Annotated in this window: 16 protein-coding genes; 7 read left to right on the forward strand and 9 right to left on the reverse strand. The window is 41.3% G+C overall.

The genetic code is table 11. From position 1 onward, the window contains the following. Positions 1-3: 3 nt before the first annotated feature. Positions 4-1704 (reverse strand): GMC oxidoreductase, encoded by a 1701-nt coding sequence (locus tag OCK74_RS02240; protein WP_279295355.1) that lies wholly within the window; start codon positions 1702-1704, stop codon positions 4-6. 49 nt (positions 1705-1753) lie between these two features. Further along, complete coding sequence (locus OCK74_RS02245) at positions 1754-2317, reverse strand: gluconate 2-dehydrogenase subunit 3 family protein (protein WP_279295356.1); 564 nt, start codon at positions 2315-2317, stop codon at positions 1754-1756. A gap of 292 nt (positions 2318-2609) precedes the next feature. Here OCK74_RS02245 and OCK74_RS02250 point away from each other — a divergent pair, with 292 nt between their 5' ends. The 6 genes from OCK74_RS02250 (at position 2610) to OCK74_RS02275 (ending at position 14929) form a co-directional block, all read left to right on the forward strand. Continuing rightward, positions 2610-5870: a SusC/RagA family TonB-linked outer membrane protein gene (locus OCK74_RS02250; RefSeq protein WP_279295357.1), complete on the forward strand. Its 3261-nt coding sequence runs from the start codon at positions 2610-2612 to the stop codon at positions 5868-5870. A gap of 19 nt (positions 5871-5889) precedes the next feature. Continuing rightward, positions 5890-7629 carry a RagB/SusD family nutrient uptake outer membrane protein gene (locus OCK74_RS02255; RefSeq protein WP_279295358.1) on the forward strand — a complete coding sequence of 580 codons (1740 nt, stop codon included), beginning with the start codon at positions 5890-5892 and terminating at the stop codon, positions 7627-7629. 250 nt (positions 7630-7879) lie between these two features. Then, the gene (locus tag OCK74_RS02260) at positions 7880-11386 is read left to right on the forward strand and encodes a VCBS repeat-containing protein (RefSeq protein WP_279295359.1); all 3507 of its coding nucleotides are present in this window, start codon (positions 7880-7882) and stop codon (positions 11384-11386) included. A 35-nt stretch (positions 11387-11421) separates the two neighbouring features. Then, positions 11422-12975 carry an FG-GAP repeat domain-containing protein gene (locus OCK74_RS02265; RefSeq protein ID WP_279295360.1) on the forward strand — a complete coding sequence of 518 codons (1554 nt, stop codon included), beginning with the start codon at positions 11422-11424 and terminating at the stop codon, positions 12973-12975. 11 nt (positions 12976-12986) lie between these two features. Then, a complete protein-coding gene (locus OCK74_RS02270; RefSeq protein WP_279295361.1) occupies positions 12987-14309 on the forward strand; it encodes a vanadium-dependent haloperoxidase in 1323 nt (440 codons plus the stop codon). 44 nt (positions 14310-14353) lie between these two features. Continuing rightward, on the forward strand, positions 14354-14929 hold the full coding sequence (locus tag OCK74_RS02275) for a D-glycero-alpha-D-manno-heptose-1,7-bisphosphate 7-phosphatase (protein ID WP_279295362.1): 576 nt from the start codon (positions 14354-14356) through the stop codon (positions 14927-14929). Positions 14930-14945: 16 nt separating this feature from the next. Here OCK74_RS02275 and OCK74_RS02280 read toward each other — a convergent pair whose 3' ends face one another. Beyond that, positions 14946-15773, reverse strand: a complete 828-nt coding sequence (locus OCK74_RS02280) for an ATP-binding protein (protein ID WP_279295363.1) — start codon at positions 15771-15773, stop codon at positions 14946-14948. A gap of 112 nt (positions 15774-15885) precedes the next feature. Between OCK74_RS02280 and OCK74_RS02285 the strand changes: the two genes are divergently transcribed. Then, positions 15886-16959 (forward strand): aldose epimerase family protein, encoded by a 1074-nt coding sequence (locus tag OCK74_RS02285; protein ID WP_279295364.1) that lies wholly within the window; start codon positions 15886-15888, stop codon positions 16957-16959. A gap of 81 nt (positions 16960-17040) precedes the next feature. Here OCK74_RS02285 and OCK74_RS02290 read toward each other — a convergent pair whose 3' ends face one another. From OCK74_RS02290 to OCK74_RS02315, 6 genes are all read right to left on the reverse strand, one after another. After that, positions 17041-18231: a galactokinase gene (locus tag OCK74_RS02290; protein ID WP_279295365.1), complete on the reverse strand. Its 1191-nt coding sequence runs from the start codon at positions 18229-18231 to the stop codon at positions 17041-17043. Further along, positions 18231-19250 carry an L-glyceraldehyde 3-phosphate reductase gene (gene mgrA / locus OCK74_RS02295; RefSeq protein ID WP_279295366.1) on the reverse strand — a complete coding sequence of 340 codons (1020 nt, stop codon included), beginning with the start codon at positions 19248-19250 and terminating at the stop codon, positions 18231-18233. Before mgrA ends, OCK74_RS02290 begins: the two co-directional genes overlap by 1 nt. A gap of 69 nt (positions 19251-19319) precedes the next feature. Next, positions 19320-19724, reverse strand: coding sequence for a hypothetical protein (locus OCK74_RS02300; protein ID WP_279295367.1), 405 nt, complete (start codon positions 19722-19724; stop codon positions 19320-19322). A 168-nt stretch (positions 19725-19892) separates the two neighbouring features. After that, positions 19893-21884 carry a DNA topoisomerase (ATP-hydrolyzing) subunit B gene (gene gyrB / locus OCK74_RS02305; RefSeq protein ID WP_279295368.1) on the reverse strand — a complete coding sequence of 664 codons (1992 nt, stop codon included), beginning with the start codon at positions 21882-21884 and terminating at the stop codon, positions 19893-19895. A gap of 258 nt (positions 21885-22142) precedes the next feature. Continuing rightward, on the reverse strand, positions 22143-23198 hold the full coding sequence (gene lpxD / locus OCK74_RS02310; RefSeq protein WP_279295369.1) for a UDP-3-O-(3-hydroxymyristoyl)glucosamine N-acyltransferase: 1056 nt from the start codon (positions 23196-23198) through the stop codon (positions 22143-22145). 258 nt (positions 23199-23456) lie between these two features. Continuing rightward, positions 23457-24668: an HD domain-containing protein gene (locus tag OCK74_RS02315; RefSeq protein ID WP_279295370.1), complete on the reverse strand. Its 1212-nt coding sequence runs from the start codon at positions 24666-24668 to the stop codon at positions 23457-23459. Positions 24669-24917 lie beyond the last annotated feature (249 nt).

Genomic DNA, 24917 nt, shown 5'->3' on the forward strand with positions numbered 1-24917 from the left:
ATTTCAAATCTCATTCTGTTTTAATTGCTTTAGTGCATAGTCTACTGCCCTGGCAGTTAATGCCATATAGGTCAATGATGGGTTCTGTGTAGATGTAGAAGTCATACAGGCTCCATCTGTCACAAAGACATTGGTACAGGTATGCAACTGATTCCACTTATTTAAGAGCGAGGTTTTGGGGTCATGGCCCATACGTACACCGCCCATTTCATGAATGTCCAAACCCGGGGCTTGTCTGGAGTCCGTGGTTTTGATATTTATGAATCCTGCTTTGGTATACATCTCTGTCATCTGCTCAAAAAAGTCTTTCAGCATCTTCTCATCATTGTCGTCATAATCAACGGCTATGCTTAACTGAGGGATGCCCCATTCGTCTTTTTTATTATGATCTAGGGCAACATAATTGCTTTCTTTCGGAATGGTTTCCCCCATTATGTGCGAATTCACACTCCATGGCCCTAATTCCTGCTTCATCAGGTTTTCTTTAAGTTGTAAACCAAAGGCATTACCATCTATTTTCATTGGCCTGCTTGCGGCAAATCCAGCTGCATAACCACGTAGAAAATCCGTTTCCTGTTTAAATACATTCCTGAATCTTGGAATATATGCACTGGTAGGACGGCGTCCGTCTGTAGTAAAATCTTTGAATCCATCGTATTGTGCTGAAATGCGACCACGGTAATTATGAAATGCTACATACTTGCCCAGCAAGCCGTTATCATTTCCCATGCCGTTGGGGAATCGCTTTGATATTGAATTGAGTAATAACAGGTTGGTGTTGAGTGCTCCGGCATTTACAAAAATGATTGGTGCATAGAAGTCTATTGCATCTTTGGATTGGGCATCGATTACCCTGACGCCGGTAGCTTTTCCTTTCTGTTCATCATAGATGATAGAATGAGCTACAGAATAAGGACGCAGGGTAAGATTACCTGTTTTTTCCGCCCATGGAATAGTAGAAGCGTTAGAACTAAAATAACCGCCAAATGGACAACCGCGCTGGCATAAGGTTCTCTTCTGGCATTGCGCCCTTCCTTGCTCCAGGTGCATAGGCTGTGGTTGAGTAAGGTGCGCACAACGGGCATAAATAATATGGCGGTCTTTATAATTTTTAGTTACAAAATCTTTGAAATAGTTTTCGACGCAGGTTAGTTCAAGGGGAGGCAGAAATTCACCGTCAGGTAGTTGCGGTAAGCCATCTTTATTACCGGAAATACCAGCAAATTTTTCTACGTAACTGTACCAGGGAGCAAGGTCATTGTACCTGATCGGCCAATCGACTGCAAAACCATCACGGGCGGGGCCTTCAAAGTCAAAGTCACTCCAGCGTTGCGTTTGTCTGGCCCAAAGTAAAGACCTTCCGCCTACCTGGTAGCCCCGGATCCAATCAAATGGCTTTTCCTGCACATATGGATGTTCCTGGTCTTTTACAAAGAAATGCGCAGCGTCTTCTCGAAAAGCATAACAACGGCTTACAATCGGATTCTCTTCCTCGACCTTTTTGGGCATTTGTCCACGGTGCTCAAACTCCCAGGGATATTTATTGGCGGTAGGGTAGTCTTTCAGATGCCTGACATCACGCCCACGTTCCAATACCAGTGTTTTCAGCCCTTTTTCACAGAGTTCTTTGGCTGCCCATCCGCCACTGATGCCAGAGCCAATAACAATTGCATCAAACCTGCGGTTTTTAATATCATTACCCATGAAAATCTATATTTGGAATTCAAGAAAATTGTGGTTCGCTCAATCATCCTCAGACATGTTGCTTATTCCCTTTCAGGGGTTGTGGTAGTTGTATACATCCTTTAAAGCGCCCGGGCGTTAATTCGTAGACCTGCACTTTAGTTAAATAAAATTTTGAGGACATAAAACCTTGAATCGTTAATCCCTTTATTGTTTTGTAGAAAGCCTGGACATCTTCGGGCACGTTTTTCTTTCTTTCCATTTGCAGTAAAACACCGTCCCGTTGAGTGGGCGTTAACTCTATAAATGATTTTTGGGTGCTTTTTTGAACAAACTTGCCAAAAGCTTTTAGGCCCTTTTCAAACTTCTTCTGATCTTCTTTTGTCCTGCAATCATCTATCGTTTTTAAGATATAAAGGTGTGTATAGGTGTCTTTCGCTCCAGGTGTATCTGTTTTTGGAATGATGGTTTCCGAGAGTTCTGCCAGCAAATGCTCGTCATTGCCCGTCAGGGCGAGATTCTTCAGTTGAATAGATGTTGTTGCATCGTTTTTATGCAGGCAAGATGGAAGAAAGATCACTCCTCCGGTAACGACTAAAAGATTTTTTAGGACAGATCTCCTGTCTAAATTCATATGGCAATGTTTAAGAAAGTCTATTAAGCGAAATCTGAAGTTAAAGGATGTTTTGCGAAATATGTAGAATGTGGAGTAGGAATTTTGGATATGCAGGTGTTGAAATAGGTAACTAGAGGAGAACTCATAGAACAGCATCCTTGTCACAATAATATTTATATAGCCAAGTTGATATTTTTTTATAGGTATTCGATATTTCAAAATTTAAAATCTGGTTTTAGGAAATAATTAACAAAAAAAAGGGTTAAATTAATAGTAGTATTTTAATGTTCTCACACTAAAATTGCTTGCTATGCCATTGAAACTAATTGCACGGAGGCTGCTATTGGCCCTGTGCCTAACCTGTTTTACTTCACTTTTATTTGCACAGCAGAAGACATTTACGGGAAAGATAACCGATATGAATGGGCAACCCGTTGGGGGGGCAACCATTACGGTTAAAGGAACAACGCTCGCTGCATTGACAGATGATAATGGTAATTTCAGCATTTCTGTTCCTGCTGGCAGGGAGGCCCTCATTGTTTCATATGTAGGATATGAAACAAGGGAAATTCCGCTGGGGGCAGAAAACAATCTTTCCCTTTCACTGAAACCAACTACTACATCACTAAACGAGGTAGTGGTAACGGGGTACTCAACGCAGAAAAAAAAGGATATTATCGGGGCGGTTTCTGTGGTGAATACAGAAGATCTTAAATCAACACCCTCTGCCAACTTATCCGCCCAGTTACAGGGCCGTGCAGCCGGTGTTGTGGTAAGCAATACTGGGCAGCCTGGTTCTGGTGCTGTTGTACGGATCAGGGGTTTCCAATCGTTCGGAAACAACAACCCATTATATATAATTGATGGAGTTCCTACAGAAGATCCATCGTCGTTAAACCCACAGGATATTGAATCCATGCAGGTATTAAAAGACGCCACTGCTTCAGCTGTTTATGGAACGCGGGCTGCCAATGGTGTAGTGATCGTCACTACAAAGCAAGGCAGAATGGGAAAGGCCCAGGTTTCGTATGATGGTTACGTAGGTTTTCAAACCATTACAGATGACATGGTACCTGATTTGCTGAACACCAGTCAATATATGGAGTACCTGACAAGGTCCACAACTCATAGTAATGACCCTGCATTGAATTATAAACACCCGGTTTTTGGTGCCAATGGATCGTTTGCAGTCCCTGATTATATTGTGGTAAGCTCCGCATTTAAAGGTGGTGTTCCCGCTGGTGATCCAAAAGCAGATCCTTCCTTGTATTCACTGGATCCTTTGTACCAGATATTAAAAACCACACCCGAAGGGACTGACTGGTTTGATGCCGTTCTTAGAAATGGCATTATCCAAAGCCACCAGGTTACTGCTACAGGGGGTACCGATAAGGCGCTTTATTCTGTCGGATTGAATTATTTTGACCAGGAAGGAGTTTTCAAGTATACAGATTATAAACGTTATACGGTTCGTGCCAATACCAGTTTTAAGCCCAAAAGCTACTTTAGATTTGGAGAAAACCTCCAGGTAAGTTATGAAGACCGCCTCGGTGGTGATCAAAGAGGAGAGGAAGGCGCCTGGTCTTGGGCATATAGAATGGTACCTTATATACCTCTTTACGACATTAAAGGCGGTTTTGGAGGTAATGCTGTTGGTGAATCGGGAAATGGTTCCAGTCCTCTTGCTACGTTGATCAGGGATTCTGACGACAAGAACATTTATTACAAGCTTTTTGGAAATGTGTTTGCAGAAGTTATTCCCGTTAAATACCTGACCGCACGTACTTCATTTGGCGTTGATCTAGGTAGTCAGTATCAAAGAGATATAGCAAGAAAGACATATGAACGTGCAGAAAACCGGGCAGTCACTCAATTAAATGAGCGGACATACAACAGCATTAACTGGACCTGGACCAATACGCTAACTTTTCAAAAACAAATTGCCACAGATCATGACCTGAAAATTTTGGTGGGCACCGAAGCAATTAAAAGGAAGTTCAAGGTTGTGCGTGCTTCTGGACAAAGGTTTGATTTTGACAATGACGATTTTATACAGCTTGACAGAGCCGGGCTGTTACCTGGTGATAGAAACGTTTTCAATTACAACCTGGACGAGGAAAACATCCCAGGCTTAGAAACTGTAACGATTAGTTCTCTATTTGCAAGAGCGGATTATGCTTATAAAGGAAAATATCTTTTGAACGCAACGATAAGAAGAGACGGAGCTTCTGTTTTTGGTCCGGAAAACCGTTATGCTAATTTCCCTTCTGTTGGTGTAGGCTGGCGTATTTCTGAGGAAGACTTTATGAAATCACTCACTTGGGTAACCGATCTGAAATTACGTGCCGGCTGGGGTGAAGTGGGCAGTATTGGTAATGTACGTGCACTCAATCAATATACATCCTTTACATCTACTGCAGGCTCAACCAACTATGATATTGGCGGTAATAATACTTCTGCTGTTACAGGTTATAGAGTAGGCACGATTGGAAATCCTTCTACCAAATGGGAAACGACTGAATCTAAGAATATTGGCCTGGATCTTACCATTTTTCAGGGGAAATGGGATTTCACTTTTGACTACTACCATAATGACACCAAAGACCTGTTGGTGCCCAAGTTGAGAAACGGTTTAGAGCCTCTTGCTACGCAGCCGCAGGAAAACATAGGCACTATGCGCAACAGTGGATTTGAGATTTCAGTAAACCACCATGGCGCCATTACCACTGATCTGAATTATGATTTTTCGCTGAACTTCTCTCATTATAAGAATGAACTGACAAAAATGAATGAGGAAGGTACGGTTCGATTGGTAAATTTTGATCGTTTAAATAATGCCTTAATAACCCGTGCAGGAGATCCGATTTCTTCTTTTTACGGATACCAGATTGATGGTTTCTACAATACCGACGCGGATGTGAACAGGGGACCTAAGATTAATGGCGCCCCAGGAACTATAGGCACCTGGAAGTATAAAGACATAGACGGTGATGGAGATATAACGACAGCAGACAGGGTAATATTGGGCAGTCCACATCCTGATTTCCAATTAGGTGCTAACCTGGGACTCAACTGGAAAAACTTTGATTTCAACCTATTCCTGTTTTGGAATCAAGGCAATAAAATATACAACTATACAAAGTATTACACTGATATGCGTGTGTTTGTGGGTGGCGTAAGCACAAGAGTGCTAAACGATACCTGGACCCCGCAAAATACGAATGCAAAACTTCCAGTACTGCAACCTGGTCAAAACGGTTTTACTTCATTTGTCCGCGCTAACTCTAACTCATACTATGTAGAAGATGGTTCTTATCTAAGAGCCAAAAACATTCAATTGGGATACACCTTGCCTAAGAGCATGATCAGCAAGATAGGAATGTCTAATATCAGGTTGTATGTTCAGGCCCAAAACCTGTTCACCATCACTAATTACAGTGGCCCTGATCCAGATCTGAGCGTGATCAACAACAGGGTAGATGATATTTCAACCGATACCTTTATAGGTGTTGATCGAGCCGGGTTCCCAACTCCTAAGCAGTTTCTCTTAGGATTAAATGTTTCTTTCTAATCCTTAAATCTTACTAAGTATGAAAAATATATTGATAAAATATTTATTTGTAACACTGGTTGCAGTCACGATTGTCCTATATGCCTGTAAAGACGACTTTTTAGAGCCTGCCCCCCAAGGCGTTTATACTGAAGCGCAACTCACCAACAAGCAAGGGCTTAATGGCGCATTGATCAATGCTTATGCAACATTGGATGGTAATGAAGCTACCTGGTATGCGGGCGCCAGCAATTGGCTTTGGGGCAGTGTATTAGGGGGAGATGCTTACGAAGGCACAGAACCAACTGACCAGGTAGATCTAAACCCTATTATGCGTTTTGAAGTGCAATTCAGTAACCCTTATGTTTTAAATAAATGGAATGGGATCTGGGATGGTGTTGGACAGGCCAACCAGGTGTTGAGATTACTGCCTAAGGTTAAGGATATGAGTGATGTTGAGAAAAAACAGGTCGAGGCCGAAGCTCGCTTTTTAAGAGGACATCATCATTTTGAAGGGAAGAAGGTGTTCGGTAACATTCCTTTTATTGACGAAACTGTAACAGATTTTAAAGTTCCCAATACCGATGGCAGTGGCAATTATGTGAACATCTGGCCACAGATTGAAGCAGATTTTAAATTCGCATTTGATAATCTAGATGAAGTGAAGCCACACGTTGGCAGGGCCAATAAATGGGCTGCAGCAGCTTTCCTGGCAAAAGCTTATATGTTCCAGAATAAATTTGCTGAAGCGAAACCTCTTTTTGACCAGATCATTGCAAATGGGAAGACCAGCAGAGGCGTTAGATATCAGTTGGCGATCAATTATCATGAAAACTTCAGGGTGGCTACAGAAAATAACCGGGAAACAATTTTTTCAATACAAGCGTCTTATGGTGATGGATCTAATACCAATGGAAGTTACGATCTGACTTTGGCTTTTCCACATTCTCCTTCAACGCCTGGAGCAGGATGTTGTGGATTTTTTCAACCATCACAGAGCCTGGTAAATGCTTATCAAACAAATTCTGCTGGTTTGCCTTTGCTTGATACTTATAACAATTCTAATGTTACAAGTGATGAGAACTTACTTTCCTCTGAACCTTTTACTCCATATGCCGGTAATCTTGACCCACGACTGGATTGGTCTGTAGGAAGGAGAGGCATTCCTTATTTGGATTGGGGAATTCACCCCGGTAGAAGCTGGATTAGAAAAGTTGATTGGGGCGGACCTTACTCTCCTAAGAAAAATGTGTTTTATAAAGCAGATCTTGGTACACTGGCAGGTGCAGTAGGCTGGGGTTGGAATAACGATGCCTTGAACTATACCATCATGCGTTATGCTGATGTATTGCTGATGGCTGCAGAAGCTGAAGTGGAGGTTGGTAGTTTAGCCAAGGCAACAGAATATGTGAATATGATAAGGGCCAGAGCCGCTGCTTCGCCGGTAAAAAAAGATGACGGAACAAATGCTGCTAATTATGTCATTGGTCCATATCCAACTTTTACGAATAAAGATGAGGCAAGGAAGGCCGTACGCTTTGAAAGAAAACTGGAACTGGCAATGGAAGGCCATCGTTTATTTGACCTGAATCGCTGGGGCATTGCAGCCGAAACTATAAATGGTGAATACCTGTCTAAAGAATCATCCAGACGTGCTTCTGCATTAGGAGGCGTTGTTTTTCAAAAAGGAAAACATGAGTACTTACCTATTCCAGAGTTCGCTATCACTCAAAGTATGAAAGATGGTAAGGCAACTTTAAAACAAAATCCTGGTTACTAATTGGGCCTTGAGAGTGCTGAACATTTATTTTATTATTCAGAAATAACCATACGGAATAATTATACGGAACCACCTTTCTTAAGGTGGTTCTTCCTGTTTGTGTTATTGATACTATATGCTTTTGAATCATGTAACGATATGGTTTTTTTAGAGCATTCTTTGTAACTTACCTGATACAATGCTTACCATATATCACCGCTTTTTGCTTCTTCTTCTCACTGCAGTTGCTTTTAGCTGCCAGGGTAAAAAAATGTTTGAACAAATTGATTCCTCTCATTCCGGAATTCATTTCAATAATCAAATAGAAGATGACGATACACTTAATATTTTAAATGTAGAAAATATCTATAACGGAGGTGGTGTTGGTATTGCCGATTTTAATAACGATGGCTTACAGGATATTTACTTTACGGCCAATATGGTTTCCAATAAACTGTACCTGAATAAAGGTGATTTTCAGTTTGAAGATATTACGGATGATGCAGGTGTTGGTGGTGATGGCCGCTGGTGCCGCGGCGTAAGCATTGTGGATATCAATAATGATGGTTTGATGGATCTATACGTTTCTGCTTCTTTGCTATCAAACCCTAAAAAAAGAGAAAACCTTTTGTACATCAATGAAGGGATGAATGCCAAAGGGATTCCTCATTTTATAAATAGGGCAGTGGAATATGGACTGGCTGATACCAGTCATTCAACCATGGCTGCTTTTTTTGATTACGACAATGATGGAGACCTGGATATGTATCTGTTGGTAAATGAAATTGTGAAAGACCAGTATCCAAATACCTTCCGGCCCATTTTAAAAAACAGCGAACATCCTAATACTGATAAACTATTTCGAAATGACTGGGACAATCATCTGAAGCATCCTGTATTTACTGATGTTTCAAAGGAGGCAGGTATAACTGTTGAGGGATATGGTCACGGGGTAAATATTACGGATATCAATAAAGATGGCTGGAAAGATATTTATGTCACTAATGATTTCCTTTCCAATAACAATCTCTTTATCAACAATGGTAATGGTTCTTTTACCGATCAGGCAGCAACTTATTTTAAGCATACTTCCGAAAACTCAATGGGGCAGGATGTGATGGATATCAATAATGATGGCCTGGCGGATGTCATTGAAGCTGACATGAATCCTGAGGACAACTTTCGCAAAAAAATGATGTTGAATCCATTAGGTTATCAGAGATACCAGAACAATGAATATTACGGTTATCAGTATCAATATGTTCGGAATGTAGTGCAGTTGAATCAAGGGCCGCGGTTAGGTCAGAACGATTCTGTTGGCGTACCTATATTTAGTGACATAGCTTTTTCTTCTGGCGTGGCTGAAACTGATTGGAGTTGGGCACCGGTAGTTGCTGATTTTGATAATGATGGCTTTCGTGATATTATCATTACCAATGGCTTTCCCAAAGATGTTACTGATCACGATTTCATAACCTTTCGAAACAAGGCTTGGCTATTGGCTTCTAAAAAGGAAATCCTGGAACAAATTCCACAGGTAAAGATTGCAAACTATGCATTTAAGAATAATGGTGATCTTACGTTCAAAAATGTAACAAAAGCATGGGGCTTAGCAACTCCAACGTTTGCCAATGGTGCTGCATATGCTGACCTGGATAATGATGGTGATCTGGATTTTGTGGTGAATAACATTAACGATGAAGCTTCTATTTATAAAAACAAAGAAAGGGAACACAACCATGAAAAAAATCATTATCTCCGTATCCACCTTGAAGGCGATACAATGAATATAAATGGCTTTGGAACCTGGGTAGAACTTTATTACCAGGGCAAACAACAGGTATATGAACAAACACCTTACCGTGGCTATTTATCATCGATTCAGCAAGACCCGCAATTTGGTTTGGGAGCCGTAGCATCTATTGATTCTGTTGTTATAAAATGGCCTAATGGCAAAATGCAATTATTGCAGAACATAAAGGCTGACCAATTGTTGAAAGTAAACATTAAGAATGCCACTCAGCATTATTCCTTTACTCATGAAACTGTTGCTCAAAATGCAATATTCCGTGAAGTAACTGGTGAACGCAACATTCAGTATGTGCATCAGGACAGTGATTTTGTGGATTTCAATATTCAAAAACTATTGCCTCACAAGTTTACTGAGTACGGGCCTGCATTGGCAGTTGGAGATGTAGATGGAAATGGCCTGGAGGATGTCATTAGCGGCGGTTCTTTTTACTATGGTGAACAAGTTTTTTTACAGCAATTGGATGGCCGGTTTGTTCAACGAAACCTGCAAGAAAAAAAGACAAATAAAGGTGCAGAAGATATGGGTATCTTGTTGTTTGATGCTGATGGAGATCATGATCTGGATTTATACGTGGCCAGTGGCGGATATGAAGCACCAGCCAACAGTATTGCTTACCGGGACAGGTTGTATGTAAACGATGGGAAAGGAAATTTTACTCCAGATACTACTGCCCTGCCGCAGAATCTAACCAGTAAATCCTGTGTTCGTGCTGCTGATTATGATAACGATGGTGATTTGGATTTGTTTATTGCCGGCCGTATTGATCCCTGGAATTATCCTAAACCGGTTTCCAGTTTTATCTACCGAAATGATTCGCAAAATGGAGTGATCAAATTCTCAGATGTCACTGCTTCAATAGCAAAGCCGCTGCTCAACATTGGTCTTATTTGTGATGCTCTATTCACAGATTATGATCATGATGGCTGGCAAGATTTATTGCTTGCGGGAGAATGGAAGCCAATTACTTTACTGCGCAATGAAAAAGGCAGATTTACAAATATTCATCTCCCTATTTCAAATTTATTCGGTTGGTGGAATACAATTGCTCCTGGTGATTTTGATAACGACGGTGATGTAGATTATATAGTGGGCAACCTGGGTAAAAACTCATTCTACCGGGCCAGTGAAAAATACCCGGTTTGCATTACCGCTAAAGATTTTGACAACAATGGCAGCTACGATGCTTTCCCATCACTTTTCTTACCGGTATCACAAAATGATACAACCAGGAAAGAGTTCCCCGCACACCTAAGAGATGAAGTGATAAAACAAATGATTAGTTTAAGAACGAAGTTCCAGAATTATCATTCGTTTGCCATAGCACCAATGGATGAGATGCTTACGGAAGAGCAGCGCAAAGATGCATTGCGCTTACAGGCAAATTATCTGCAATCGGCCTATATGCGCAATGATGGAAATGGTAAGTTTATTCTGCTTCCTCTGCCCATGCAGGCGCAGATTTCAGTTCTGAATGGTATGGTTGCTGAGGATTTTGATGGTGATGGTAACCTTGACCTGGTCATTAATGGCAATGATTATGGAGCAGAGGTATCGGTAGGCCGCTATGATGCTTTAAATGGGTTATACCTGAAAGGTGACGGAAAAGGTAATTTTTCATCTTTATCAATTTTAAACAGTGGCATTTTTATTCCAGGCAATGGAAAGGCCTTGGTAAAACTACGTTCTCAATCGGGTGATTGCCTTTTAGTAGCCAGTCAGAACAAAGGTCCACTGAAGATTTTCCAATTAAAAAAGAGGGTTCAATGTATTCCCTTACAGCCTTCTGATGTCAGTTTTTTGATAAGATATAAGGATGGGCGGATACAAAGGGGAGAAGTATATTATGGTTCTTCTTTTCTGTCACAGTCCGGACGCTTTTTAATCATAAACAATAAAGTGACTTCAGTGGAAGTGATGGATGGCAAGGGAAGAAAGAGGATCATTAGCGGGACTCTGGCCTCATAAACTAATTTCAAATCAGAAAAAATTTCAGCACCAAGATGATCAAAATGCGTCAGGCTATTTATGGGTTTCTGAGCTGCTCTTCTATTTTGGTCATGTTTTATTCCTGCCGGAACTATCATAGAAATCAGTCGCATAAAAATGTTCCTGTATCCAGCATTCGAAAAGGCGAACAATTAGCTGCAAAATACTGCCAGTCATGTCATTTGCTTCCAGAGCCTTCACAGTTAAATGCTAAAAGCTGGGAAGAAGGTGTTTTGCCTAATATGGGACCCTACCTTGGCATTTTTGCTTATGATTTTAAAGTTTATCCTTCAGCTAGGAAAGACCCGAATTTGCAACCTGGCTTTTATCCTTCCAGGCCTGTATTGTCTGCGGTTGAATGGCAGCATATACTGGATTATTATTCGGCAACTGCCCCTGATTCTTTGCCTGGCCAAAATCGCGAAATGCCAATTAGAACAGGCCTGCCACTTTTTGATGTTGAAATACCCATTTCAAATTCCTTCGATCCAACAGTATCTTATATTAAAATTGAAAAACGCAGGTTATTACTGCATGATTTGAAATCACAAAAACTTTGGGTCTACGATAGTTCATTGGCAGTGGTGGATTCGCTGAACTCCAAGGGCTCTATTGTGGATATAGACTTTCAGGAAGACAAGCTGCTGGCCTGCGATATAGGGGAACTCAATCCTAACAATGGAAGATTTGGAAAACTGGCTTATGTTCATTTTGACGCATCAGGTAAATTGGAGCAGGATATAAGCGTGATCATCAAGGATTTGGCCCGGCCCGTGCAAATTACAGAGGCAGATTTGGATGTTGATGGAAAGATGGACCTTGTGGTTTGCGAATTTGGCTTCTTAAACGGGAGCTTGTCCTGGTTTCAGAATATGGGAAATGGAAAATTCCAGCGACATGTCTTACAACCTTTAGCTGGGGCCACTAAAGTTTATGTTCAAGATGAAAACAAGGATGGCCTGCCTGATCTTTGGGTTTTGTTTGCCCAGGGTAGGGAAGGTGTTTTTCTGTATACCAACAAGGGAAAAGGGCAATTCAGAGAAGACGAGGTATTGCGCTTTCCTCCTTTGAATGGTTCAAGTTTTTTTGAATTGGTAGATTGCGACAAAGATGGTTTTAAGGATATTGTATATACCTGTGGCGATAACGCCGATTACTCCAAAGTATTAAAGCCTTATCACGGTGTTTATATTTTTTTAAACGATGGTAATAACAGATTTAAGCAAAGATTCTTTTACCCAATTAATGGATGCTATAAAGCTTTAGCTCGTGATTACGATGGAGACGGAGATCTGGATATTGCCACTATTTCATTTTTTGCAGATTATGCACATCAACCAGAAGAAGGTTTTGTATATTTTGAAAATAAAGGTAATTTCAAGTATACGCCTTCCACCTTTCCCGAAAGTAAGTTGGGTCGATGGTTGACAATGGATGCTGGAGACCTGGACGGTAATGGAACGATTGATCTTGTATTGGGAAATTATTCTGGCGGGCCGCAGTTGATGACACCATCAAGTGACTGGAAGAAAGGCCCCTTTTTTATTTTGCTGAAAAGCAAGTATTGAAATAGACCGCCATGAAAAATGTATTGCTCATTTTGATGTCCTTTGTTTTTCTCGCATCATGTAAACAAACAGGTCAAAAAGCTGATGATCATTTGCTGGCTGATCCCAACCTGCTTCATCGCAATATGAAGCAGCTAACCGAAGTGATCATTCACGATGTCTTTGGTCCACCGGTTGCCAGCCGTATCTACTCCTATACTTCTTTGGCGGCCTATGAAGCAATCCGTTTTGAGCAGGCAGGATATCCTTCACTGGCTGCTCAGCTGAACGGCTTTGCGCCAATGCCTTCTCCTGAAAAAGGAAAACAATACAATTATTTACTGGCTGCTACCAAATCATTTTTTACGGTGGCAGAAAAAATTACGTTCTCAAAAGACACGTTGCTTAACTATCAGAATAAGGTTTATGCAGATTTTAAATCACTCCTTGATATAGACACTTACGAGCGTTCTCTTGATTTGGGAGAGGCTATTGGAAATAAGGTATTGGAAAGAGCAGCAAAGGATAATTATAAGGAAACTCGTGGCATGGCCAAATTTCTGGGTAACAACCAGGCGGGAAAATGGAGACCTACTCCGCCAGATTACCTGGATGGAACAGAACCTTATTGGAGCCTGATCAAGCCTTTAGCACTTGATTCAGCTGCACAATTTAAATGCCCACCTCCACCCCTCTACAAGGTGGATACAATAAGTGATTTTTATAAGATGGTAAAAGAAGTTTATACGATTGGTAATAACCTCACAGAAGAACAGAGAACCATTGCGCATTATTGGGATGATAATCCCTTTGTAATGGAACATTCCGGCCACCTAATGTATGCCAACAAAAAAATTACCCCGCCAGGACATTGGATAGGCATTACAGCTATAGCCTGCAAAAAGAAGCAACTGAACGCTATAGAAACTGCACAAGCTTATGTAGTAACATCTATTGCAATGTTTGATACATTTATCGCTTGCTGGGAAGAAAAATACCGTTCCCAGGTAGTTCGTCCTATTACAGTAATCAACGAGCTTATAGACCGCAATTGGCAGCCAATGTTGCAAACACCAGCCTTCCCGGAATATACAAGTGGACATAGCGGGATTTCAGCAGCCGCAGCTACCGTGCTTACCAAACGCTTTGGAGATAACTTTGCTTTTGAAGACACCAGCGACTTGGAATATATTGGCTCGAAGCGCAATTTTCAATCTTTTGACCAGGCAGCGCAGGAAGCTTCCATCAGCAGGGTGTATGGCGGAATTCATTACCGTACAAGTGTTGATGCAGGAGCAAGACAAGGTAAAACAATTGCAGCGTTTATCAATAATAAGTTGCAACTAAGAGAGTAGGAGGTTGCGATGGCAATCGGTTCTAAAAGCCTGATATTTGCAAAATGACTTCTGGTAAGAACAAGGCAATTTTTATTGATAAAGATGGTACCCTGATCCCGGATATACCCTATAATGTTGATCCGGAGAAGATTAGTTTACAGGAAGGTGCATTAGCAGGATTGCTTCAATTGCAGGAAGCTGGTTATTTACTGATTATCGTCTCCAACCAATCGGGCGTTGCCCGTGGCTTATTTAAAGAGGAAGCGCTGCTCCATGTGCAACATAAGATCGAAACCCTTTTGGCAGAAAAGGGCGTGGTATTGAACGGCTTTTATTATTGTCCCCACTATCCCAATGCTGCCATAAAAGAATATGCAATAGCATGTGACTGCCGCAAACCGCAGCCTGGCATGTTATTAAAAGCCGCCAGGGAACTGGATATCGACTTGTCTCAATCCTGGATGATCGGTGATATGCTCAATGATGTGGAGGCTGGCAAAAAAGCAGGTTGCAAAACTGTTTTGATAGACAATGGAAATGAAAAGGATTACCTAGTCAATGAGGTGCGTACACCAGACTATAATGCACAAAACATTGAAGAGGCTGCAATCCAAATTCTTAAACATGTCAAGGTTTAATTGATCATAGAATAATCTATTTCAACTTATATGCTACAACTGTATTAGCAAAAAATGTTGGCACATAAATAATGCGTTGTTTAGCATCATAGCCAATATCTGCGACATTCCTTTTTTGTTCACGGGTGTCCATCAGTGTCTCCAGTTTCCCGTCTTTTTGCAAATAGTAAAGTACACCAGCCCAGGTAGAGGTAACAAAATCCCCATTGCCAATAGGTTCAATACCATCTCCGCCCAATTCCTGGATACCTACAGTAATTAATTTTTTATCCTTTCCAACTTTATAAACATCCTTTGCTGTCAACATGTAAAGGTCATTGCCATAAGCCTTGAGGCCATTCACCTTGTTAAGGCCGGATAAATAAAGTGTGGGTTTGTTATTGATAATCTGGTGCACGTTACCCAGTTTAGAGTCGGATACGTAAACAGTTCCTTTCTGGTCAACACTGATATCGTTGAGGTTTTGTGCACCATCAACAGCGATCTTCTGGTCTATTTTTCCAGTCTTTGTATCAATGACAACAACTTCTGTAATATCTGCTACAAACAATTTATTGCCAGACAATCCCATTCCTTTGGGCGCATTCAATCCTGAAACCCATGAGGCGTCAAGCACCTTTCCGTTTCTGTCAACTTTGGCAATGCCGCCTTTCCCATCTGCTTCCCAGGGTGCTCCTTTGATCAATGAAACATATAAAATACTGCCGGCTGGTAAAACTGATTCCGGAGTGGTCAGAGTTGTATCGGTTTCCCAGATTTTTTCAATCTGGTGTTGTGCATTTGCCATAAACGCAAAAGAAAACAGGAAGGAAAGAAAAAATAGTTTCTTGAAACAGGTTTTCATTGAATGTTTATTTAGTTAGCAAATCTAAACAGGTTGAGGAAATGTCAGATATTTTCCATGATACATTCAGTATTTTGCATTTTACATTATCTTATTATTCTAATCTATGCTAATGAATATGAACAATATGGAGCAAATACTTCCGCCAGCAACTGCTTTTAACCATTCCATTGATGGCAAGCGAATCCAATTATTCCATCTGAAAAAAGGGGATATCGAAGCTGCTGTAACGAACTATGGTGCAAAGCTGGTGAGCTTGGCTGCGCCTGATAAAGAAGGGAACAGGCTTGATGTCAATATCGGCTTCAGCGATCTTGACCAATACTTCAATGTAAAGGATGCTTATTATGGTGCTACAGTTGGTCGTTATGCCAACCGTATCGCTTTTGGAAAGTTCTCCTTGAATGGAAAGGAATACACGCTTGCCACTAACAATGGCCCTAACCATTTGCATGGCGGTATCAAAGGCTTTGATGATGTTGTGTGGGATGCAGAGCAGAAAGATGAAGCTACAGTTGTTTTCAACTATCTTTCAAAGGATGGTGAAGAAGGTTATCCTGGAAATTTGCAGATTAAAGTGACCTATCATCTGACTGATCAAAACGAACTTCAATTGCACTTCGAAGCAGAAACAGATCAGACTACAATTATCAACCTCACCAACCATGCATATTTTAATTTGAATGGGCAAGGGAGTGGTACGATCTTAAATCATTTGTTGCAAATCAATGCAGATCATTATACGCCAATTGATGAAACATCTATTCCCTTTGGAACCATTGAATCAGTAGAAGGAACTCCTTTCGACTTTCGCCAGCCAACAGTTATTGGCGCCAGGATCAATAACGAACATGAACAACTAAAGAATGGATCAGGCTATGACCACAACTTTGCGTTGAATCAAGAGAATGGCGGGTTAACTTTTGCTGCTGCTGCAATTGGTGATAAAAGTGGAATTAAATTGGAGGTGTTTACAACAGAACCTGGCATTCAGCTATACACCGGTAACTTCATGCCCGGTAAAAACAAGTTTCCCAATGGCGCCACAGATGACAAACGCACTGCCTTTTGCCTGGAAACCCAGCATTTTCCTGATTCACCTAACAAACCGAACTTCCCTACCACAACATTAAATCCCGGCGAAAAGTTCGATTCCCAGACCATATTCAGATTAACTGTTGCATAAATCAAAGAAGCTGGCTTTAGGGCCAGCTTCTTTCTATTCAAATTTATCATTTTGATCTTTCCAAAACCAGGTTCAGACAGATTAAGCAATGATCGTTTCTGGTGTAATAGTCGAAACTACTGATGTGCCGTTTTCAATCTGTGCAATGTAAGCGGTTAGCTCTAACTGCATATGCTCTTGATAAGACTTGCTGATGGCTGCTACCATAGAATCAATAGCTTCTTCCTTCACTATATTGATGGTGCAACCTCCAAAACCTCCTCCCATCATGCGTGCACCTAATACATTTGGATTATTGCGGACCGCATCAACCAAAAAGTCCAGCTCTTTACAGCTTACTTCATACTCTTTGCTCAGACCATCATGCGTTTCAAACATCTTCTTACCCAATGCTTCTACATGACCGGCTTTCAGGTCTTCACAACCATTCAGCAGGCGGCTGATTTCTTCCACCACATATTTACACCTTCTGTAAATCTCTTCATCTTTAGGTGCAACATGTTCATTTAGCATTTCCATGCTGATATCACGCAAACTATTCACCTGGGGATAATGTTCCTTCACCCAGGCTACACCTTGTTCACATTGTGCACGGCGGGTATTATACTCAGATGAAGAAAGGGAATGCTTGACATTGGTATTTAGTAAAAGGATTTTATATCCTTCTAGTTTTAGCGGCACATATTCATATTCCAATGAACGGCAGTCGAGTTTAATTACATGATCTTTTTTACCAAACATAGAAGCAAACTGGTCCATAATACCACACATCACGCCTGCAAATGTATGCTCTGCTTTTTGGGCAATACCTGTCATTTCAGTTTTGGAAATGTCCAAACCGAAAATTTCATTTAGAGCATATGCTGTAGCACATTCAACGGCAGCTGAGGAGGAAAGGCCGGCGCCAAAAGGCACATTGCCATCCACTACCAGGTCGAACCCACTTAATTTATAACCACGTTTTATTGCTTGATCCACTACTCCAAGAATATAGTTTGACCATCCTTCGCCGGGTTTTACATCAGGTAAACTTGTTTCAAAATGTTCATTGAATTCGTTGGCGTAAAGACGTATTTTGTTATCAGCTCTTTTGTGTATGGCTACGTAAACAGCTTTATCAATAGCTGCTGGCAGCACAAAGCCTTCGTTATAGTCGGTATGTTCACCGATAATGTTTACACGGCCGGGAGAACGCACAATAAGCGGTTCTGTACCAAAGAGCTCTTTAAACTTATTGTAAAGTGCTGAAGTGTCGTAGTTGTTTTGTATCATTATTGAACGGTAAGTGTTTGTGGTTTTAAAATTTGATCAATAGTTTGTAGTTCTTCAGAACTGAAGGCATAATTATCAAGGCTTTTGATAGAATCGGTAATTTGCTCTGGTTTGCTTACGCCCAGTAGGACAGATGTAATCCTTTTATCTCTCAACACCCAGGAAAGAGCCATTTGCGCCATTGATTGACCCCGCTCTTTCGCCATTTCGTTCAGCTTGCTTACTTTCCTGACATTCTCCTCAGTAATGGCATCTTGCACAATAGCACCATTACCTAATGGACGCGATGCCCTGGAGCCGGCTGGTATGCCCTTCAGGTATTTGTCAGTTAGAAGCCCCTGAGCGAGTGGCGAAAACGCAATGCAGCCCACTCCTTCTTTTTCCAGCAAAGAGAGCAACCCTTCTTCTTCCACCCAACGAACGAACATGGAATATTTAGGCTGGTGAATTAGGCAGGGCGTTCCAAGAGACTTTAGCAGGGCAAATGCTTTCGCTGCCTCCTCGGGGTGATAATTGGAAATGCCTACATACAAGGCTTTGCCTTGACGGACGATCAAATCCAAAGCTTGCATGGTTTCTTCAAGTGGTGTTTCCGGATCAGGACGGTGGTGGTAAAAAATATCTACGTAATCCAGTCTCATGCGTTTCAAACTTTGATCAAGACTGGAAACAAGGTATTTTTTTGACCCCCAGTCCCCGTAGGGGCCGGGCCACATGGTATAGCCTGCTTTGGTAGAGATGATCAGCTCATCTCTATGGCTGTGAAAGTCTTCTTTTAAAATCTTCCCAAGATTTTCCTCAGCGGAACCGGCAGGCTGGCCATAATTATTTGCTAAGTCAAAATGCGTTATTCCATTATCAAAAGCAGTACGTAGGATATTCTTGCAATTTTGCAGGGGGTCAATATGGCCAAAGTTGTGCCATAAGCCCAGGGAAACAGCTGGTAATTTAAGCCCGCTGATTCCGCATCTTCGGTATTCCATTGAGTGATACCGGGTCAGGTCAGGTATGTAAAGCATCGTGTGTTAATAAGCCATAAAAATAGGGAAAGAAAGTTTTTAAATGGCTGATTGACATTCTTGCGGGTGTTACTGTTCTTTTACACTATCTACAATATACTTGGTTTCTCCTCTCCATGGCAGAGTACCATTCTTCTCCAGGTAATGAACTGTAACATACCTTCCTTGCATGTTCATGAGTTGGTCTGCAACATTTTTTTCCTGAACGGAGAAAAAGAATTTTTCTGAAGCTATGGGAACATTATTGTATCCTCTGACACTACTCAATATCATTTCTCCCTCATAGGTCTTGAAAATGTTGCCCTTATGAGAAAACTTCTGTAGCAAGCCAAAGCGATTTCCACTGCTGTATGTGTAAAAATAATTCCAATAAATATAGATGCCCAAACCTAAAATAATGAAAATAAAAAGCATGGTGAGGTATTTGCCAAACTTGCTTTTTCTCCTTTTTACCGTGAGTTCACTGCTTTCCATATATCTGTTTTAATTATTACATTAATACAAATTTACATGCCACGAGTTCTTCCTAAACGGATCTATCCATATGAAATTAGTATTGTAATGAGATGCTGGTTTTACGAACCCAAATAAAAAAGACCAGGTAAACCCCTGGCCTTTTTTATTTGAATTTATTGTTAGTGTTTATACATCAATCCTTGCATATTTCGCATGGCTTTCAATAAACTCCCTGCGCGGAGCCACTTCATCGCCCATCAACATGCTGAAGATACGGTCAGCTTCTGCGGCGCTTTCAATGGTAACTTGTTTAAGTGTGCGGGTATCCGGATTCATGGTGGTGTCCCACAATTGATCGTCGTTCATTTCACCCAAACCTTTGTAACGTTGAATGTGTACGCTGCCTTCGTTACCACCACCTAATTTTTCTACCAGCTGCTTGCGTTGCTCTTCATTGTACGCATAAGCCTGTTCTTTCCCTCTCTTCACCAGGTAAAGAGGTGGCTGGGCGATATATACATAACCCTGCTCTACCATCTCCTTCATATAACGATAGATAAAGGTTAGGATCAGTGTAGCAATGTGGCTTCCGTCCACGTCGGCATCGGTCATGATAATTAACTTGTGGTAGCGGAGTTTTGCCAGGTTTAAGGCTTTGGGATCATCCGGAGTTCCGACAGTCACACCTAATGCAGTGTACATATTGCGGATCTCTTCGTTCTCGTAGATCTTATGCTCCATGGCTTTTTCCACGTTCAGGATCTTACCGCGGAGGGGGAGAATGGCCTGGAAGCTCCTGTCGCGACCTTGTTTAGCCGTACCACCCGCTGAGTCACCCTCAACCAGGAATAGCTCGCAACGCTCAGCATCCCGCTCAGAACAATCTGCCAGTTTACCAGGTAAGCCCCCACCACTCAGTACGCTTTTACGCTGTACCAGTTCACGGGCTTTACGCGCAGCGAACCTTGCTTGAGCTGCCAGGATTACTTTATTGATAATGTTTTTAGCTTCCTTTGGATTTTCCTCCAGGTAAGCTTCTAAAACTTTCGAAACTGTTGTTTCTACTACGCCACTTACTTCGTTATTACCCAATTTGGTCTTGGTCTGGCCTTCAAACTGAGGCTCAGGAACTTTAACCGAAATAATGGCGCTCAGACCCTCACGGAAATCATCTCCTTCAATAGCTACTTTGGCTTTTTCAAACAAGCCCTGTTTGTCTCCATAAGATTTGAACACACGGGTCAAAGCACGGCGGAAACCAGTTACGTGGGTGCCACCTTCAATGGTGTTGATATTATTTACGTAAGAATAAATGTGTTCGTTAAAGCTGTCATTATACGTTGTAGCAACTTCAACAGCTACATTGGTTTTTTCATCGCGGCCTTCTACATACAGAACTGTAGGCAGCAAAGAGGTACGGCCGGCGTTTTTATCCAGCATTTCCACAAACTCCACGATGCCACCCTCGCTGAAGAAGGTTTTTGAATAGGTCAGACCACTTTCCTCGTCTTTTTCACGCAAGTCATGCAGCGTAATGCTGATACCACGGTTCAGGTAAGCTAATTCCCGCAAACGACCTTCAAGAATATCTTTTTTGTAGGTGGATGTAATGAAAATGGTCTCATCAGGCCAGAAGTGAACTCCTGTACCAGTCTGTTCACTGGCGCCAATTTCACGTACGGCATATTGCGGAATGCCCCGACGGTATTCCTGTTCAAAGATCTTTCCCTCACGCTGCACTGTTACGTGCAACTTTGTACTCAATGCGTTAACGCAGCTTACACCCACACCGTGTAAACCGCCCGAAACCTTATAGCTGCCTTTGTCGAACTTACCACCGGCGTGCAAAACCGTCATAACCACTTCCAGCGCAGAACGACCTTCTTTGGCGTGCATACCGGTAGGAATACCGCGGCCATCGTCCTGAACAGAAATGGAGTTGTCTTCATGAATGTTAACGGTAATGTTTTTACAATAACCGGCCAGGGCTTCATCAATTGAGTTGTCAACAACTTCGTACACCAGGTGGTGTAAACCTTTTTCACCAATATCACCAATGTACATCGCGGGACGTTTACGAACCGCTTCCAATCCTTCCAAAACCTGGATACTGTCGGCCCCGTAATTAGGAGTTGTTGCAGGTGCCGGCGCTGCTATCGAATCTAAAATATCGCTCATTATCAATTAGATATTTGAATAATACTGGGCGTGGCCCATTCTTGCAAATATATCGAAAATAAGCCGCTTAATGGATCTGTAAGACGTTAAAAAACAAGAATTCAAGGCTTAAATCTGCACTTTGAGGCATTTATATAACATCTACAGCTAAAACTGTAATATGAAGGGGCTATACTTCTTCAAAGGCCTAATAAAAAGCCCTGGTCGATGCCAGGGCTATAAACAAATTTTATAAATGTATTTATATGCTTATAATAATTATAAGCTATTCACTCTTTCTGCTACCAATTGCCTGACGAGTTCTTCCAATTCCTGGATTCGTCTTTCCATTTCAGGTAAATTACGGAAAACTGCCTGGCTGCGCAAGGCACTGGTATAATCGTAAGCTGGGGAACCGGTAACTGCCGTATTAGGGCTTTTCAACGATTTGCTTACCCCACTCTGTGCATTGATTTTAGAACCATCAGCTATGGAAATATGTCCTACAATTCCAGCCTGGCCACCAATCATGACATGGTTACCAATTTTAGTGCTACCTGAAATACCTGCCTGGGCAGCTATCACGGTACTGTTACCAACTTCCACATTATGGGCAACCTGGATAAGGTTGTCCAGCTTTGCTCCAGCCTTAATAAAGGTAGATCCGATGGTAGCACGATCAATAGTGGTATTGGCACCGATTTCTACCTGGTCTTCAATCACCACATTTCCTATTTGTGGTACTTTTTTGAAAGAGCCATCAGCCTGTGGTGCAAAGCCAAAACCGTCACCGCCGATTACAGTCCCGGCATGTATGATCACATTATTGCCTAAAACGCAATCATGATAAATTTTAACGCCAGGATGAATAATGCAGTTGCTACCAATCTTTACATTATTGCCAATATAGGTATTGGGATAAATTTTGGTGTTGTTTCCGACTTTTACATGATTGCCTAGGTAACTGAATGCCCCGATATAAACATCCGTACCTAATGTCACCGTAGGTGCAAGGTAGGATGGTTGCTCAATGCCTTTTAATTGTTGGCGGGCTACTTCTTCATATTTACTTAAAAGCAGGGCAAATGCTGAATAGGCATCCGGAACCCTGATAAGCGTAGGACGGACAGCGTGTTTCAGTTCGTAACCCTCGCTTAAAATGACAATCGATGCATGAGTCGTATAAAGAAATTCTTCGTATTTAGGATTGGCGAAAAATGTAAGTTGATGCTGTTCCGCTTCTTCTATCTTTCCAAAAGAAGTTACGACGGCTTCGGCATTCCCTTCTATTTTTCCATTTATTAAAAATGAAATCTGAGCGGCTGTAAACTGCATACTTTGTTGTTATCGCTAATAGTAAAATGAGTTTCAGGTCAGCAAATCGTTCAATTAAAATAAAATACCGGGCAAAGCTTTATGAGCACCAGTATTGACTTATTTTATTGTAAAGAGTTTAATGAACATTCGCTTGTAAAAAGCTATTGAAATTGCTATCTGATTGGTATTCAATAGGTAAGATTTCCTTAACTTATTATAATTACCAGATTGTTAACTTTTTCAACTTTTATTGCCCTTGCTTTTTAAGTCGCAAAATTATTCAAAGCGGCAAAGGTAGTACTTTTTAACAGGGGAGGCGAAGTGTTGATGAATTAAAGCATTTTGAATTTTAGAAATATCAGTTACTGTACCATTTTTAAACAAAACTTTAATACGTTCGTCATTAGGATTATAAGTTGTATTCACTGCTTCGCCCTTAAATACCAAATAGCCAGCCTCATAGTCAGAAATATTGAGTTGGCGGGCAACTTTAGAACACTTTTCTTCTGTTTCTTCTTTTGAAAAAGGCTCAGTTCGAAATTCTACTTTCAGTAACCTTCGGTTAACCAAGCCTTTGCACAATAGGGAAAGTACAACGTCCTGGTGGTTGCACCAGTTTTTTAGGGTGCACATAACATCAGTATCATCAAGACAGCAAAACTTCTCCAGGTGATTTCTAAAGTCGTTGGTATACTGATGGTCCTTTAAAAAGAAATCCAGGGCTTCAGAAGCTGCATGCAGTTCTATACCATTTTCTAATAATTCCTGTGCTCTTTTAATTATTTTAACCAGCATTTTTTCTGCCGCTACTACAGTTTTGTGCAGGTACACCTGCCAATACATAAGCCGTCGGGCTACCAGGAACTTTTCTACTGAATAAATTGCTTTTTCTTCAATTACAAGCTCGCCATTGTGTACTGCCAGCATTTTTAAAATTCTGTCATAACCTATAACTCCTTCTGCTACCCCGGTAAAAAAGGAATCCCGGCTTAAATAATCCATCCGGTCCACATCCAATTGTCCTGAAACCAGTTGGTGCAGAAACTGTTTGGGATGTTTGCTACTTAAAATATCGATGGCCATTTGCAGTTTGCCATCAAACTGCTGGTTCAAAAGCTCCATCATCATTACCGAGATCTGTTCGTGGTGTACCCCTTTAAGCAGTTTTCTTTCTAGTGCATGGGAGTAAGGTCCATGGCCAATATCGTGAAGCAGGATGGCGATCTTGGCACCTCTTTCTTCTTCTAAGGATATATCAACGCCCTTGTTGCGCAATTCATTAAGGGCATTATGCATCAGGTGATAAGCTCCTAACGAATGGTGCAGGCGCGTGTGCACGGCTCCCGGGTATACCAGTGAAGCGAAAGCCATCTGGTGAATTCGCCGGAGTCGTTGATAATAAGGGTGTGCAATAATTTTAAAGATCAGCGGATCGTCTATCGTTATAAATCCATAAACAGGGTCATTGATAATTTTGCGTAAGGCCATAAGATAAATGTAAAATAAAGTGCGAAGGTAGAATAACAAAAGCTCCTGCCATTTAGAAATAAACTCGTCTTTAATCATACCAATATATGATCTCCGCAATTGCAGGCTCTAGAGACAGTTTTTATTTTATAGAAGGTTTTAGAAACGATAAGTGATTGATAATCAATATGTAATATGTCAAGGTGTATCGTTCCCGCTATATTTGGTTTTTCTTCTGCTTTATGCGGTACATATTTGGTAATTTTCAAA

Source organism: Paraflavisolibacter caeni, assembly GCF_025628885.1.
Taxonomy (GTDB): domain Bacteria; phylum Bacteroidota; class Bacteroidia; order Chitinophagales; family Chitinophagaceae; genus Flavisolibacter; species Flavisolibacter caeni.

Coding starts and splice junctions, on each gene's coding strand:
- OCK74_RS02240 (WP_279295355.1), bottom strand. CDS start 1,704: ATGGGTAATGATATTAAAAACCGCAGGTTTGATGCAATTGTTATTGGC.
- OCK74_RS02300 (WP_279295367.1), bottom strand. CDS start 19,724: ATGGAAAGCAGTGAACTCACGGTAAAAAGGAGAAAAAGCAAGTTTGGC.
- OCK74_RS02315 (WP_279295370.1), bottom strand. CDS start 24,668: ATGGCCTTACGCAAAATTATCAATGACCCTGTTTATGGATTTATAACG.
- OCK74_RS02290 (WP_279295365.1), bottom strand. CDS start 18,231: ATGATACAAAACAACTACGACACTTCAGCACTTTACAATAAGTTTAAA.
- OCK74_RS02280 (WP_279295363.1), bottom strand. CDS start 15,773: ATGAAAACCTGTTTCAAGAAACTATTTTTTCTTTCCTTCCTGTTTTCT.
- OCK74_RS02260 (WP_279295359.1), top strand. CDS start 7,880: ATGTTTGAACAAATTGATTCCTCTCATTCCGGAATTCATTTCAATAAT.
- OCK74_RS02265 (WP_279295360.1), top strand. CDS start 11,422: ATGATCAAAATGCGTCAGGCTATTTATGGGTTTCTGAGCTGCTCTTCT.
- OCK74_RS02275 (WP_279295362.1), top strand. CDS start 14,354: ATGACTTCTGGTAAGAACAAGGCAATTTTTATTGATAAAGATGGTACC.
- OCK74_RS02255 (WP_279295358.1), top strand. CDS start 5,890: ATGAAAAATATATTGATAAAATATTTATTTGTAACACTGGTTGCAGTC.
- mgrA (WP_279295366.1), bottom strand. CDS start 19,250: ATGCTTTACATACCTGACCTGACCCGGTATCACTCAATGGAATACCGA.
- lpxD (WP_279295369.1), bottom strand. CDS start 23,198: ATGCAGTTTACAGCCGCTCAGATTTCATTTTTAATAAATGGAAAAATA.
- OCK74_RS02270 (WP_279295361.1), top strand. CDS start 12,987: ATGAAAAATGTATTGCTCATTTTGATGTCCTTTGTTTTTCTCGCATCA.
- OCK74_RS02285 (WP_279295364.1), top strand. CDS start 15,886: ATGAATATGAACAATATGGAGCAAATACTTCCGCCAGCAACTGCTTTT.
- OCK74_RS02250 (WP_279295357.1), top strand. CDS start 2,610: ATGCCATTGAAACTAATTGCACGGAGGCTGCTATTGGCCCTGTGCCTA.
- gyrB (WP_279295368.1), bottom strand. CDS start 21,884: ATGAGCGATATTTTAGATTCGATAGCAGCGCCGGCACCTGCAACAACT.
- OCK74_RS02245 (WP_279295356.1), bottom strand. CDS start 2,317: ATGAATTTAGACAGGAGATCTGTCCTAAAAAATCTTTTAGTCGTTACC.